The following is a 14,601-nucleotide window of genomic DNA, read 5'->3' as shown; positions in this document are numbered from 1 at the left end:
GATAAAGACACCATGCAATTTCCCGAGTCCTGGCTGCGCGCGTTCTGCAACCCGCCGCTGAGCACGCAACAGATCGCCGACACGCTCACCATGGGCGGACTGGAGGTGGAGGAACTGCGCCCGGTGGCGCCGCCCTTCACCAGGATCGTCGTGGGCGAGATCAAGGAGGCCGTGCAGCACCCGAACGCCGATCGCCTGCGCGTGTGCCAGGTGGACGTGGGGCAGGGTGCGCTGCTGAACGTCGTCTGCGGCGCGCCCAATGCCCGCCCCGGCATCCGCGTGCCCACGGCGCTGGTGGGCGCCGAACTGCCCCCCGGCGAGGATGGCCAGCCCTTCGTCATCAAGCTGGGCAAGCTGCGCGGGGTCGAGAGCCAGGGCATGCTGTGCTCGGCGCGCGAGCTCAAGCTGAGTGAAGACCACGCCGGCCTGCTGGAGCTGGAAGGCAACCCGCCCGTCGGCGCCGACATCCGCGAAGTGCTGCGGCTGGACGACCAGGTCTTCACGCTCAAGCTCACGCCCAACCTGGCGCACGCCCTGTCCGTGTACGGCGTCGCGCGCGAACTGTCCGCGCTCACCGGCGCGCCGCTGAAGGAGCCGGCGTTCCCCGCCGTGCAGCCGACCACCGACGCGAAGCTGAAGGTCCACGTCGCCGCGCCGGATCTCTGCGGCCGTTTCAGCGGCCGCGTGATCCGCAACGTGAACACCAAGGCGAAGACGCCGCAGTGGATGGTCGAGCGCCTGGAGCGCTGCGGCCAGCGCAGCGTGACCGCGCTGGTGGACATCTCGAACTACGTCATGTTCGAGTTCGGCCGGCCCTCGCACATCTTCGACTACGACCGGATCCACGGCGGCCTCGACGTGCGCTGGGGCCGCCAGGGCGAGCAGCTCAAGCTCCTGAACGGCAACACCATCGAGGTCGACGGGAAGGTCGGGGTGATCGCCGACGACAGGGAAGTCGAGTCGCTGGCCGGCATCATGGGCGGCGACGCCACCGCCGTGTCCGACGACACGCGCAACGTCTACGTCGAGGCCGCCTTCTGGTGGCCGGAGGCCGTGCAGGGGCGCTCGCGCCGCTTCAACTTCTCCACCGACGCCGGCCACCGCTTCGAGCGCGGCGTCGACCCGAGCCAGACGGTCGAACACATCGAGTACATCACCCGCCTGATCCAGGAAATCTGCGGCGGCGAGGCCGGCCCGATGGACGACCAGGTCACGCGACTGCCGGAGCGCAAGCCGGTGCAGCTGCGCGTGTCCCGCGCGGCCAAGGTGATCGGCATGCCGGTCTCGGAGCAGCAATGCCTGGACGCGTTCGCGCGCCTGCGCCTGCCGGCGCAGGCCGCCGGCGGCGTCATCACCGTCACGCCGCCGCCTTACCGCTTCGACCTCGCGATCGAGGAGGACCTCGTCGAGGAAGTCACGCGAGTCGTCGGCTACGGCGCGCTGCCCACCACGCCGCCGCTGGCGCCGATCACGGCCAAGCTGCCGCCGGAAGCGCGCCGCAGCCGCTTCGCGGTGCGCCGCCTGCTGGCCGCCCTGGGCTACCAGGAGACGATCAACTTCAGTTTCGTGGAGGAGCACTGGGAGAAGGAGCTCGCCGGCAACGCCGATCCGATCAAGCTGCTGAACCCCATCGCCAGCCAGATGAGCGTGATGCGCTCCTCGCTGCTCGGCTCCCTGCTGCAGGTGCTGAAGTTCAACCTCGATCGCAAGGCCGAACGCGTGCGCGTGTTCGAGCTCGGTCGCGTGTTCGTGCGCGACGCTTCGGTGCAGACCACCGACACCACGGTGCGCGGCGTGCGCCAGCCGATGAAGATCGCGGGCCTGTCCTATGGCGACCCCGACGGCCTGCAGTGGGCCCGCAAGGCGGGCCAGGGCGACTTCTACGACCTGAAGGGCGATGTTCAGGCGCTGCTGTCGCCGCTGCAGGCGGAGTACGTGCCGGGGGCGCACCCGGCGATGCATCCGGGCCGCTGCGCGATCATCCGCGTGGACGGCCGCGAGGTCGGCGTGCTCGGCGAGCTGCATCCGCGCTGGCGCCAGAAGTGGGAGCTGCCGCATGCCCCGCTGGTGTTCGAGCTGGACCTCGATGCCGTGGTGGCGCGCCGCGTCCCGCAGTTCGAGCCCGTGCCGCGTTTCCAGCCGGCCGAGCGGGACATCGCCGTGATCGTCAACGAAAAGGTGACCCACGACCAACTGCTGGCCGCCATCCGCGGCGCCGACACGGGCGGGCTGCTGCGCGATGCCTTCCTGTTCGACGTCTACAAGCCGCAACAGGCCAGCGCCGGCCTGGCGCTGCACGAGAAAAGCCTGGCCGTGCGCTTGACGCTCGCCCGCAGCGACGCCACACTGACCGACGAGCAGATCGAGGCAGCCGTGCGCGCCGTGGTAGAGCGGGTCACCACGGAAGTAGGTGCCCGGCTCAGGGGATGACGATGGCGGATCTCGCGACAACAACAGCGCTCAAAGAAGAGGACGTCATGGAGTTTGCGGTCGAGAGCCTGGAAACGCCCGCGTTGACCAAGGCGCAGCTGGCCGAACTCCTGTTCGAGCAGATCGGGCTCAACAAGCGCGAGTCGAAGGACATGATCGATGCCTTCTTCGACCTGATCTCCGCCAGCCTCGTGGACGGGCAGGACGTCAAGATCTCCGGCTTCGGCAACTTCCAGATCCGCACCAAGGCGCCCCGTCCGGGGCGCAACCCGCGCACCGGCGAGGCGATCCCGATCGAGGCGCGCCGCGTCGTGACCTTCCACGCCAGCCACAAGCTGAAGGAACAGATCCAGGGCAACGGCGGCGCGGCTGGCGGCTGACGCCTAAGGCGGCATAGGGAAAAGCCGAAAAACCAACGCCGGAGGGCAAGCCGGCCCCGCCTGGCTTTGCATCGCGTGCCCCTTAGAGTAACCTAGGAGCTTTCTCTCCTAGTAGATTGATTTCAATGGAGAAAGCCCTCCCGGCGATCCCCGCCAAACGCTATTTCACGATCGGCGAGGTCAGCGAGCTGTGTGGCGTCAAGCCGCACGTGCTACGTTATTGGGAGCAGGAGTTCACGCAGCTGCGACCCATGAAGCGCCGCGGCAACCGGCGGTACTACCAGCACCACGAGGTGCTGATGATCCGGCGCATCCGCGACCTGCTGTACGACCAGGGGTTCACGATCAGCGGCGCGCGCAACAAGCTGCAGGAGATCGTGCAGATCGAGCGCGACAAGCGCAGGGCCGGCGAGGTCATGCTCGATGGCGTCGAGGAGATGGAGGTCGAGGACTCGAGCTTCAGCGAGAGCCAGTTCGAGGACGCCCCGCCCGAGGAACGCGACGACTTCGCCCAGAAGCTGCAGTTCCTGAGGCGCGAACTGTTCGAAATCCGCGACTTGCTCAGCTCGATTCACTGAAGCGCAAAACTGCCCTTCCGTCCGGCTATAATCGAGGGCTTCGGCGTGTAGCGCAGCCTGGTAGCGCACTTGCATGGGGTGCAAGGGGTCGCGAGTTCGAATCCCGCCACGCCGACCAACGACACGAAAGCCCGGTACCTGAAAAGGTGCCGGGCTTTTTTGCTTTCCGACCGGCGTGCAAACGGCAGCGCACAAAAGATCACGCCAATGTTTGGATCGTTTCAAGTCGCAACGGTCAGCGGCACTCGTTTCCCACATCTACATGCCCGGCCGGAGGATTTCGGGGATCGTTGATGCAACTGCCGTCAACCTTTCCCTTCGTACCGGCATTTCACCGGGATCCCCTTTAAGCGATCCCGCCCCCCGGTGGCTTGAATGCCTAGTCTCCCCTAGCCAGCGGACTCTTCCTCGTAGATACAACGCATTACATGCGGTTTGAAAAGTATTCATTCGGCGCCCAAACTGACAAATCTGAATCGTTGGGTGAATGCGAAGAAACAGTCCCCACCTGATGTAGGCGCGAGGTCAGCGATTACGTGAAGTCCTCTTTGGAGGAGGCGGCACGATGTCCATCTTCTTGTCCGGGGCTGCCTCGGCGGCAGCCCTGCGTGAGGCGGAATGCGCAAGGCGCAACCGCCTCGAAGTCCTCAAGGCGCTGTCCCAGGGTCAGGTCTCGCGCCGCGAGCTGATCCGGTGGGGCGTGTTCACGTCGACGGGCATGCTAGCCGCCACGCATGGCCTGAGCCCGTTCGTGCGCAGTTCGTGGGGGGCGATCCCCACCGGCGTCCCGCCCAGTCCCATGTACGGGGTGCAGGCGTTCAGCACGGCGATGCCGCGCTTCGACGTGCTGGAGCGCCACTCCGACCCCTTCACCTACCTCAAGCCGGCGCCGACCGCCGGCGCGAACCTCACGCAGCAGGTGCTGAATCCGGCGCTGCCAGGCGTCCAGCCCGGGGACACGGGACCGATCGAGGGCCGCCCGGGCGGCCCGATCTGGGCGCACCAGGACTTCGCCCTCTATCCGCCGCGCATCGCGGTCGTCGCGACCCAGGATCCCGGAAGGGGGAACACCGTCTACAACCCCGCCGTGGCCTCGCAGTACAACTGCGGCATCGATCCCACGGCGACGCTCCCGTGCGCGTTCCACCCGGGGCTGCCGACGCAGGTGGGCAATGCCGTGTGGACTTTCAATGGCACCGTTCCGCCGAAGCTGGTGATCGGGCGCTACGGCGAGCCGATCCTCTTCCGCCACACAAACCAGCTGCCGTGGGACGTCACCCAGAACGGCGGCTTCGGCCGGCACACGATCAGCACGCACGAGCACAACGGCCACCACGGCGCGGAGAACGACGGATTCACCGGCGCCTTCTTCTACCCGGGCCAGTTCTACGACTACCACTGGCCGATCGTGCTCGCCGGCTTCCGCAGCATGAACACCGGGGCCACCAATCCCTATGCGGCGACCCCCGACGACAACGGCGGCAAGGTCAACATCCCCGGCGACTGGCACGAGACGATGAGCACGCACTGGTTCCACGACCACATGTTCAGCTTCACCTCGCAGAACGTGTACAAGGGCAACGCGGCGATGTTCAACATCTACAGCGCGCTCGACCGTGGCAACGAGGGGATCAAGGACGGCGTGAACCTGCGCCTGCCGAGCGGAACGGCCAAGAGCTGGGGCAACCTCGAGTACGACGTCAACCTGATGCTCGCCGACAAGGCTTGGGATCAGTACGGCCAGCTCGCTTTCGACATCTTCGATTTCGACGGTTTCCTGGGCGACCGGATGACGGTGAACCTCACCTACAAGCCGTACTTCGAGGTGGAGCGGCGCAAGTACCGCTTCCGGATCCTCAACGCCTCGGTGTCTCGCTTCTTCAAGCTGGCGCTGAGCGACGGCTCGCCCATGATCCAGATCGGCAACGATGGCAACCTGCTGCCCGCCCCGGTGGTGCTCACGGAACTGGACGAGCAGGGCATCGCGGAGCGCTACGACATCGTCATCGACTTCTCCCGCTATCCCGTGAACGGCAAGGTGTGGCTGGTCAACCTGGCCGAGCACCAGGACGGCAAGCGGGTGGCGAAGGACCTCCGGCTGTCCGAGGCGCTGTCCGGTCAATCCCAGGATCCTTGCGTCGGCAGGTTCCTGGAGTTCAGGGTGGTGCGCGACCCGGCCGACCCGGACTACAGCCAGGTGCCCGCCGTGATGATCCCCAACCCGGACTTGTCCGGCATCCCCGTGGCGCGCGAGCGGATCTTCGAATTCGGGCGCGGCGCCAAGCAGACCACCTTCGACGAGACCTCGTCGGCTTTCGGTCCGTGGGGCGTCAAGACCGACAACGCCGACATGCTGGCGGCCGATTTCGGCCGCGTCTCCGCGGCGCCGCGGCTCGGCACGCGGGAGATCTGGACGATCAGGAACGGTGGCGGCGGCTGGGACCACCCGATCCACATCCATTTCGAGGAAGGCCAGATCCTCTCGCGGGACGGCAGCGCGAGCAAGGTTCCGCCCTGGGAGCGCGGGCGCAAGGACGTCTACCGCGTGCGACCGGGCGGCACCGTCAGGATCACGATGCAGTTCCGCGACTGGGGCGGGATGTTCATGGAGCACTGCCACAACACCGTGCACGAAGACAACGCCATGCTGCTGCGTTGGGAGCTCGACGACGGGGGCGCGCCCTTCCTGCGGCCGCTGCCCACGCCGATTCCGCGGCCGCAGGGCGTGACGTTCAGGGATCCGACGCAGGTCCTGCGGACCGCGTTGTGAGCACACGGAGGCGATCATGAGAACCACGCATCGACGGGTCGTTCCCGTCGTCCTGGCGACCGTCCTGGGCGCTGCGTCGGGCCCGGTCGCGGCGCAGACGCCGGCGGTGGCCAGCGTGGCTTCGGTGCTGAACACCGTCGTCGCCACGGCCGCAGGCACGGTCGGCGCGAGCGCTGCCGGCGCCGAGCCTGTGGTGTTCAGCGGCCAGGCCTCGATCTCCGGCAAGGTGGTCTACGACACCGTCTTCAACGCACCGCCGGTGCTGGAAATCATCGTCGACCTGAGCGGCATCACGGGCAAGGGCCAGCGAACCGGCCGGATCTACCAGGTCGCGACGCAGGCCATCCTGCACCGGCCGCTGGTCGCGTTCGATTCGATCGAGCTCGGCATCTCGTTTGCCGCGGACAGCGACGTGGCGCTGGCGCGTTCGGCGCTGGCGTCGTTCAGCGTCCAGTACAACGCCGCCACCGGCCTGAAGGCGACACCGGTGCGCATCGCGTCCGTTCCGCCGGCCTGATCCGTCGAGGGTGCCATGGCCATGACCGCCCCGTACCGGGGGCTGCGCAGGGGTGCGCGTGCGATCCTGCTTGCCGGGGTGGCAGCCTTCTGGGCCGCTGGCCTGTGCGGGGCCGCCACGCCCTGGGGCGCCGACTACTTTCCCAACGTCCCGGTGACCACGCAGGACGGCAAGACCCTGCGCTTCTACGACGACCTGCTCAAGGGCAAGTCGGTGGCCGTCCTCCTCTTCTACACGAGCTGCCAGGACGTGTGCCCGCTGGAGACCGCCAATCTGGTCCGGGTGCAGAAGCTGCTCGGCGACCGCATGGGCAAGGACATCTTCTTCTATTCGATCGCGATCGATCCCTGGGACACACCGAAGGAGAACAAGGCCTATGCGCAGAAGTTCGGCGTCGGTCCCGGCTGGCTGTTCCTGTCCGGCAAGGAAGAGGACATCCGGCTGATCGCCCGCAAGCTGGGACTGTCGCGGACCAGCGATGCGGTGAGCAAGGACGGCCACAGCTCCAGCCTCATGCTGGGCGACGTGCCGAACGGGATGTGGATGCGCAACTCGGCGATCGACAACCCTCAGTTCCTGGCCACCACGATCGCCAATTTTCTCGGCTGGAAGAGTCCCGTCGCCCAGGCGAGCTATGCCGAGGCGCGTCCCCTTTCGATCGACAAGGGACAGTTCCTGTTCCAGAGCCGCTGCGAGGCATGCCACACCGTGGGCGGCGGCGACCGGATCGGTCCCGACCTGCTGGGAGTGACGCAAAGGCGCGAGCGCAGCTGGCTCGCGCGCTACCTCGCGCAGCCCGAGCGCATGCGGGCCGAGGGCGATCCCGTCGCGACCGGCCTGTTCCTGAAATACAGGCAGGTCCGCATGCCGAATCTGGAACTGGGCACGGACGACGTCGCCGCACTGCTGTCCTATCTCGAAGCGCGATCGCTGGAGCGCGCGCCGCCGCAACCGAACAAGTGAAGGTCTGGGACCAAGGTCCAATGGGCCGGGTGGCGACCCGCCGGTAAACAGGTGCTCCCAACACCAGGAGCATCCCATGGTGGCAGAACACAGCCGGCTGCGGCAGGCGCGCGAAGGCCGGGCTCCCTGGCGAAAGTGGGGCCCCTACCTGAGCGAGCGGCAGTGGGGCACCGTGCGCGAGGACTACAGCGAGAGCGGCGATGCGTGGAGCTACTTCAGCCACGACCAGGCCCGCTCCCGGGCCTACCGCTGGGGCGAGGACGGCCTGGCGGGCCTCTCGGACGACCACCAGCACCTCTGCTTCGCGCTGGCGCTGTGGAACGGGCGCGACCCCATCCTCAAGGAGCGGCTGTTCGGCCTGACCAACAGCGAGGGCAACCACGGCGAGGACGTCAAGGAGTACTACTTCTACCTCGACTCGACGCCCACGCACTCGTACATGAAATACCTGTACAAGTATCCGCAGGCCGCCTATCCCTACGAGGACCTGGTGCGGACGAACGCCGGGCGCGGGCGGGGAGACTACGAGTACGAGCTGCTCGACACCGGCGTGTTCGACGGCGACCGCTACTTCGATGTCTTCGTCGAATACGCCAAGGCGAGCCCCGAGGACATCCTGGTGCAGATCACGGTCTGCAACCGCGGGCCCGAGGAGGCGCAGCTGCACCTGCTGCCGACGCTCTGGTTCCGCAACACCTGGTCCTGGGTCGCCGAACGGGAGCGTCCGCAGCTGCGCTCCGCGCCGGGTCCGGCGATCGTCTGCAGCCACCAGGTGCTCGGCACCCGCGTGCTGGACTGCGAGGGCGCCCCCACGCTGCTGTTCACGGAGAACGAAACCAACGCCCAGCGCCTGTTCGGCGCCGCCAACGGCTCGCCTTTCGTGAAGGACGGCTTTCACGACTACGTGGTGCACGGCCTGCGCGAGGCCGTCAACGGGCAGGGCAAGGGCACCAAGGCCGCCGCTCACTACGTCCTCGCGGTCGCTGCCTCCGGGGCGCGCACCGTGCGCCTGCGGCTGCACGACGGCGCGCCGGGCAATGCGTTCGGGACCGGGTTCGAACAGATCCTGCAGGCGCGCCAGCGCGAAGCCGAGGAGTTCTATGCGGGCGTGATCCCGCCGCAGCTCGACGCCGACCAGCGCAACGTGATGCGGCAGGCGCTGGCCGGGATGCTGTGGGGCAAGCAGTTCTACTACTACGACGTCGAAGGCTGGCTGGACCAGCACGGCGCCGATCCGTTCGATCCGCGCCGGCGCGGTCCGCGCAACGGGCAGTGGAGCCACATGTTCAACGCGGACGTCATCTCGATGCCGGACAAGTGGGAGTACCCCTGGTACGCGGCCTGGGACCTGGCCTTCCACGTGCTCGCCCTGACGCTGGTGGACGAGGATTTCGGCAAGGAGCAGCTGGACCTGATGCTGCGGGCCCGCTACCTGCACCCCAACGGGCAGATCCCCGCCTACGAGTGGAACTTCGGCGACGTCAATCCGCCGGTGCACGCCTGGGCCACCTTGTTCACCTACGGCCTGCAGGCGCGCCGCGGCGAGGCGGACGTGCAGTTCCTGGAGGAAGCCTTCCACAAGCTGTCGCTGAACTTCGCCTGGTGGGTCAACCGCAAGGACCGCAACGGCAGCAACGTGTTCGAGGGCGGCTTCCTCGGGCTGGACAACATCGGCGTGTTCGACCGCAGTTCGCCGCTGCCCACCGGCGGCTACCTCGAGCAGGCCGACGGCACCGCCTGGATGGCGCTGTTCAGCCAGAACATGCTCGAGATCGCGATCGAGCTCGCGCTGCAGCGGCCCGCGTACGTCGACATGGTGATCAAGTACCTGCACCACTTCCTGCTGATCGGCCAGTCCATGCTGCGGACCGGTGCCGACGGCGGCATGTGGGACGAGGAGGACGGTTTCTTCTACGACGTGCTGCGCCTTCCCGACGGCAGGGCCCAGCGGCTCAAGGTGCGCTCCATGGTGGGACTGTTGCCCTTGTGCGCGGTGACCGTCTACGACGGCAAGCTGGCGGCGCGCTACCCCGAACTGCTCGGGCGCCTGGGCCGTACGCTGGCCGACCACGCCGGCCTGCGCTCCCTGATCCACGATCCGATGGCGACAGGCCATGCCGGCCGGCACATGGCCTCCCTGCTGGACGAGGGCAAGCTGCGGCGGGTGCTGGCGCGGATGCTGGACGAGGGCGAATTCTTCGGCCCCTGCGGACTGCGTTCGCTGTCGCGGTACCACGTGGCGCATCCCTACGTGCTGAACGCGGGCGGCCGGGAGTACCGCGTGGACTACCTGCCCGCCGAGTCGGACTCCGGCATGTTCGGCGGCAACTCCAACTGGCGCGGGCCGGTCTGGATGCCGGTGAACATGCTGGTGATCCGGGCGCTGCTGCAGTACTACCGCTACTTCGGCGACGGCTTCCGCATCGAATGTCCCACCGGCTCGGGGCGGCAGATGACCCTCTACCAGGTGGCCGAGGAACTGGCGCGCCGCCTGGGCAGCATCTTCCTGCGCGGCGCCGACGGGCGCCGGCCGGTCTATGGCGGCACACGCAAGTTCCAGGACGACCCGCACTGGCGCGACCTCATCCTGTTCTACGAGTACTTCCACGGCGAGAACGGCGCCGGCCTCGGCGCCAGCCACCAGACCGGCTGGACGGGGATCATCGCCCGCACCATGCACCTGTTCGCCACCACGTCGGCGGAACGGATCCTGGCCTCCGGCGTGCCCAGGCCGGCCTCCGAACTGCAGGCGGCCTGAGGACGGGTGCGGCAGCGGCGCGGGGGCTGCGGCTCGACGGGACCGCCGCATACAATGACCGCGCATGCCCACGGTCGTATTCGCGGATCTGGTCGGAAGCACCGGCATTTTTGAGCGGCTGGGAGACGAAACCGCCGGGCGCTTCGTCACGCAGTTCACGACCGCGCTCGCCAAGGTCTGCGAGCAGCACCGGGGCCGCGTGGTCAAGCTGCTGGGCGACGGCCTGTTCGTGGTGTTCGGCGGCGAAGAGGATGCGGTCACCGCCTGCATCGCGATCCAGGAGCGCCTGCAGGAAAAGCCGGTGCGCCCGGGCGGGACCGGCCGGCCCGTGCAGATGCAGATGGGCATCGAGGCGGGCGAAGTGGTGGAGATCGACGGCGACTGCTACGGCGACGCCGTCAACAGCGCCGCCCGCCTGGCCGACCTGGCCGGGGCGCAGCAGATCCTCGCCACCCAGCGCGTGCGCGCCGCCTTGCCGGAGCCGCTGCAGGCCAAGCTGCGCAGCCTCGGCCCCATGTACCTGCGCGGCAAGTCCGACGCCACCGAGGTGTTCCGTGTCGAATGGCAGCCGGGGCAGGATGCCGAGGCGACGGTGATGGGCGTCTCCCTCGCCGGTCCGGCAGCGGCCGAGGCCGCCCTGGACATCAGCATCGCTGGCCGGCAACTGCGGCTGCAGCCGCGCGGCGAGCCGGTCACGCTGGGCCGCTCGGTGACGGCCGACCTCCCGGTGAACGATTCCCGGGTGTCGCGCCTGCACGCGACCATCCAGTGGCGCGGCGGCCATTTCGTGCTGACCGACGCCTCCAGCTTCGGCACCTGGGTCTACTTCGGCAACCAGCCCGAACCGGTGGTGCTGCGCCGAACCGAGTGCTACCTGGTGGGGCAGGGCCAGATCGCGCTGGGCTGCGACCGCATGGCGGAGGCGGCGCCGATCGCCAGCTTCTCGCTGGCCAGCTAGCAGGGAGGGGCGGCATGGCGCTGCAGGTCCACGTCGCCGGTCCGGGATTCGAGCTCACCCGCCGCCTGGAGCCGGGCGACCCGCCCCTGATCGTCGGCCGCGACGTCGACTGCGCGATCTGCCTGCCCGATCCCGAGCGCAACGTCTCTCGGCGCCACCTGAGCGTGTGGAACGAGGGCGACCAGTTGCAGTTCCACGTGCTGTCGGTGGTGAACGGCGTGCAGACCTCCGCGGGCGAGCTGCCGCCGGGCGCGCGCGGCGTGCTCGCCACGGGCGAGGTGCTGGCGCTCTCATCGTTCCGGATCGCCGCCTTCGCGGCCGCAGCCGGCGAGCCCGCGCCGCCGGAGTTCATGGACACCTGGGCGCGGCTGCAGGTCGATGCCGAGCGGCTGGGCCCTGCGGAGGCGACGGCGCCACTCACGCCGCAGGAGCACGAGGAGGACCCGTTCAGCGAGTGGGGCTTCCACAGCGGCTTCGGGCCCGCCACGCTGGAGGGCGAGGCCGCCCTGCCGGCGACGGACCTGCGGCCCTTCCTTGCCGGCCTGGGCCTGGACGCGTCGGCTGCCGCCGGCCTGAGCCGCGGCGACCTGGAGGCGATCGGCCGCGTCACGCGCATCGCGCTGCTGGGCCTGCTGCAGGCCAGCGAGGCGGCGGACGCCACCCGGCGGGCAACGCACGCCGGCGAGCCCGCGACCGCGCCTGCGCGCGAGCTCGATCCCCTGCGGGGGAAGATTTCCCTCGAGAGCAGGCTGCGCTACCTGTTCGGCGGCAGCGCCGCGAGCGCCGGCCTCGTGCCGCCCGAGCGCGCCGTGGCGCAGCTGGCGACCGAACTGGCCGCCCACGAGCAGGCCATGGGGCAGGCGGTGCCGGACGCGCTGCGGGGCGTGCTGGCGGAGTTCGAGCCGGAGGCGCTCAAGAAGCGCCTGCTGGGCGGCGGCGGCCGGCTGTTCGAATCCACCCGGGCCTGGGAGGCCTTCGCGCGGGACTACGCCGAGCGCAGCGCCGCCGGGCCCACGTGGGTGCGGGAGCTGCTGGCCCGCCATTTCGCGCGAGCCTACGCCCGCGCGCTATTGCGTGCGAAACGCAACACAGGGCAGGTTTCCGACGGATGAGCCGGGGGGCTTCGCAGGCAGGCCGGCGGCTAGAATGACTTTCCACCTGTTACGCCTCGGGCTGAAGTGACTCTGAAAAAGTTGGGACGTTACGAAGTTCTCCGCGTCATCGGAAAGGGCGCGATGGGCGTCGTCTACGAAGGTCGCGATCCCAACCTGGACCGGCGCGTCGCCATCAAGACCGTCAAGGTGGAAAACCTGTCGGAGGAAGCCGCGGCCGAATACGAGCACCGCTTCCGCACCGAAGCCCGCTCCGCGGCGCGCCTGCAGCATCCCAATATCGTCAGCGTCTACGACTCCGACCGCGACGGCAACGTCGCCTTCCTGGTCATGGAGTACATCCAGGGCGACGACCTCAAGCACCACCTCGATCGGGGCGAGCGCTATTCCCTGGAGCAGTCGCTGAAGATCGTGCGCGACCTGCTCAGCGCCCTGGACTACGCCCACAAGCAGGGCATCGTGCACCGGGACATCAAGCCGGCCAACCTGCTGATCGAGCCGGGCGGGCGGGTGAAGCTCACCGACTTCGGCGTCGCGCGCATCCAGGACTCGGGCGAGGCCACGCGCACCCAGGGCAGCATGGTGGGCACGCTGAAGTACATGGCGCCCGAGCAGGTGCAGGGCCAGAAGATCGACTCGCGGGCCGACCTGTTCTCCGCCGGTGTGGTGCTGTACCAACTGCTGACCGACAAGCGCCCCTTCGACGGCGACAACGACTTCTCGATCATCCACCAGATCATCGGCCACAACCCGCCTTCGCCCAGCAGCATCAACGGCCGGCTGCCGCCGGCGCTGGACGCGGTGGTGGCCCGCGCACTCGCCAAGGAGCGCGAGCAGCGCTTCGCCACCGCGCGCGACTTCGCGGTGGCCCTGCAGGCGGCGATCCGGCGCGCGGAAGACCAGACCGTGGTGCCGCCGGTGAACCCGAACAAGCGGCTCGAGGCGCTGTCGCGCCCGCTGACGGTGCCGCCGCCGACGGTGCCGGGGGGCACGGTGCCGGGAAGCGCGACGATCCCGGGCGGGATGTCGACGGTGACGCAGGAACTCGAGCTGGTCTACTGGAAGGACGTCAAGGACGCCAGCGACCCGGAGGAACTCCAGGGCTTCCTCGAAAGATTCCCGGCCGGCATCTACGCGGACCTGGCGCGCCGCCGCCTGCGCAGGCTGGCGGGCGGGGAGCCGACGGTGCCCGCATCGGCCACCCAGCCGGGTGCCGCCGCCCCTGCGGTCGCCGCCTTCGGACCGAGCGTGTTCCAGAGCAGCGCGTTCCCCAACCTGGAGGCGGGCGCGCTGCCGGCCCCACCCCCACCTCCGGCGGCAGGGTCGGATCCGGCATTCCAGCCGACGCAGTGGGTGGACGAGGAATACACGCGGACGGAGACGCAGCCGCGGGAGGCCATGCCGCCGCAGGCGCCTGCCAGCCCGGCGCCGGCTCCCGCTCCTGCTCGCGCCGCGGCGAAGCCCGAGCCCGCCCCGGCTGCGGCGGCCCCGGCACGGAAGAAGATGCCCGTCGCGATGCTGGCGGGCGTCGCCGCGCTCGTCCTGGCCGGCGTGCTGGCGTTGGCCATCGGCCGCGGCAAGGGCCCGTCGCCGGAGGCCGCCGCGCCGGCTGCGCCGGCCGTGGTCGCCGCGAACACCCCGGCCCCGGCGCCCGTTCCGTCGCAGGACAAGGGTGGGGAGCCTGCCGCCGATGCGCCGTCCGCCGCGGCGCCGCAGCCGCCGGCGGAGGTGTCGCCCGCGCCCGCGCAGGCGGCCGCGGCCAAGGTCGAAAAGGAGCGGGCCGCCGGCCGCAAGGCCGCCGCCGCGAGCCAGCCCAGACCCGCCGGCACCCGGATCGCCGCGGCCGCCCCGGCGGCCGAGCCGACGCCGTACCCCGCTGCGCCGCCCCCGGCGGCGCGCGCCGAACCCGAGCCGAACCGGCCGCCGCCGCCGGCGGTCGCCACCGCCGGCAACGGGCCCAGCTACCAGGCCGTCGAGCAGTGCAAGGACCGCATGTTCCTGTCCAAGGAGCTGTGCCTGGCCGAACACTGCGAGAAGCCCGGCGCGCGCAACCATCCCCTGTGCGTCAAGCGCCGCGACGAGGCGCGCATGCGCGAGGAAAGCAAGCAGCTGCAGTCGCGGTAAGGCGGGGCCCG

10 protein-coding genes and 1 tRNA gene are annotated in these 14,601 nt (G+C 69.2%); all 11 read left to right on the top strand.

Going from position 1 to position 14,601, the window contains the following annotated elements; all coding sequences use genetic code 11:
* The first annotated feature begins 12 nt into the window (after positions 1-12).
* The 11 genes from pheT to JJ685_RS30025 all read left to right on the top strand — a co-directional run bounded on the left by pheT (position 13) and on the right by JJ685_RS30025 (position 14,590).
* The gene (pheT, locus tag JJ685_RS02040; RefSeq protein ID WP_201672504.1) at positions 13-2,430 is read left to right on the top strand and encodes a phenylalanine--tRNA ligase subunit beta; all 2,418 of its coding nucleotides are present in this window, start codon (positions 13-15) and stop codon (positions 2,428-2,430) included.
* A 47-nt stretch (positions 2,431-2,477) separates the two neighbouring features.
* Positions 2,478-2,810: an integration host factor subunit alpha gene (locus tag JJ685_RS02035; RefSeq protein WP_201672503.1), complete on the top strand. Its 333-nt coding sequence runs from the start codon at positions 2,478-2,480 to the stop codon at positions 2,808-2,810.
* A gap of 125 nt (positions 2,811-2,935) precedes the next feature.
* Positions 2,936-3,388: a MerR family transcriptional regulator gene (locus tag JJ685_RS02030; protein ID WP_201672502.1), complete on the top strand. Its 453-nt coding sequence runs from the start codon at positions 2,936-2,938 to the stop codon at positions 3,386-3,388.
* A gap of 41 nt (positions 3,389-3,429) precedes the next feature.
* Positions 3,430-3,506 (top strand) — tRNA-Pro (locus JJ685_RS02025).
* A 447-nt stretch (positions 3,507-3,953) separates the two neighbouring features.
* On the top strand, positions 3,954-6,158 hold the full coding sequence (locus JJ685_RS02020; protein WP_201672501.1) for a multicopper oxidase family protein: 2,205 nt from the start codon (positions 3,954-3,956) through the stop codon (positions 6,156-6,158).
* A gap of 16 nt (positions 6,159-6,174) precedes the next feature.
* On the top strand, positions 6,175-6,675 hold the full coding sequence (locus JJ685_RS02015) for a hypothetical protein (protein WP_201672500.1): 501 nt from the start codon (positions 6,175-6,177) through the stop codon (positions 6,673-6,675).
* Positions 6,676-6,690: 15 nt separating this feature from the next.
* Entirely contained in the window at positions 6,691-7,638 is a 948-nt protein-coding gene (locus tag JJ685_RS02010; protein WP_201672499.1) for an SCO family protein, read from the top strand.
* Positions 7,639-7,714: 76 nt separating this feature from the next.
* Positions 7,715-10,396, top strand: coding sequence for an MGH1-like glycoside hydrolase domain-containing protein (locus tag JJ685_RS02005; protein ID WP_201672498.1), 2,682 nt, complete (start codon positions 7,715-7,717; stop codon positions 10,394-10,396).
* 64 nt (positions 10,397-10,460) lie between these two features.
* Positions 10,461-11,354: an adenylate/guanylate cyclase domain-containing protein gene (locus JJ685_RS02000; RefSeq protein ID WP_201672497.1), complete on the top strand. Its 894-nt coding sequence runs from the start codon at positions 10,461-10,463 to the stop codon at positions 11,352-11,354.
* Between the two features lie 14 nt (positions 11,355-11,368).
* Positions 11,369-12,466, top strand: a complete 1,098-nt coding sequence (locus JJ685_RS01995; RefSeq protein ID WP_201672496.1) for a type VI secretion system-associated FHA domain protein — start codon at positions 11,369-11,371, stop codon at positions 12,464-12,466.
* Between the two features lie 66 nt (positions 12,467-12,532).
* Positions 12,533-14,590, top strand: a complete 2,058-nt coding sequence (locus JJ685_RS30025; protein ID WP_201672495.1) for a serine/threonine-protein kinase — start codon at positions 12,533-12,535, stop codon at positions 14,588-14,590.
* The last annotated feature ends 11 nt before the right edge of the window (positions 14,591-14,601 follow it).

This window comes from Ramlibacter monticola (assembly GCF_016722785.1).
Lineage (GTDB): Bacteria > Pseudomonadota > Gammaproteobacteria > Burkholderiales > Burkholderiaceae_C > Ramlibacter > Ramlibacter monticola.
Note: the sequence above shows the minus strand (reverse complement) of the source record. Positions and strands in the feature narration are given on the sequence as shown.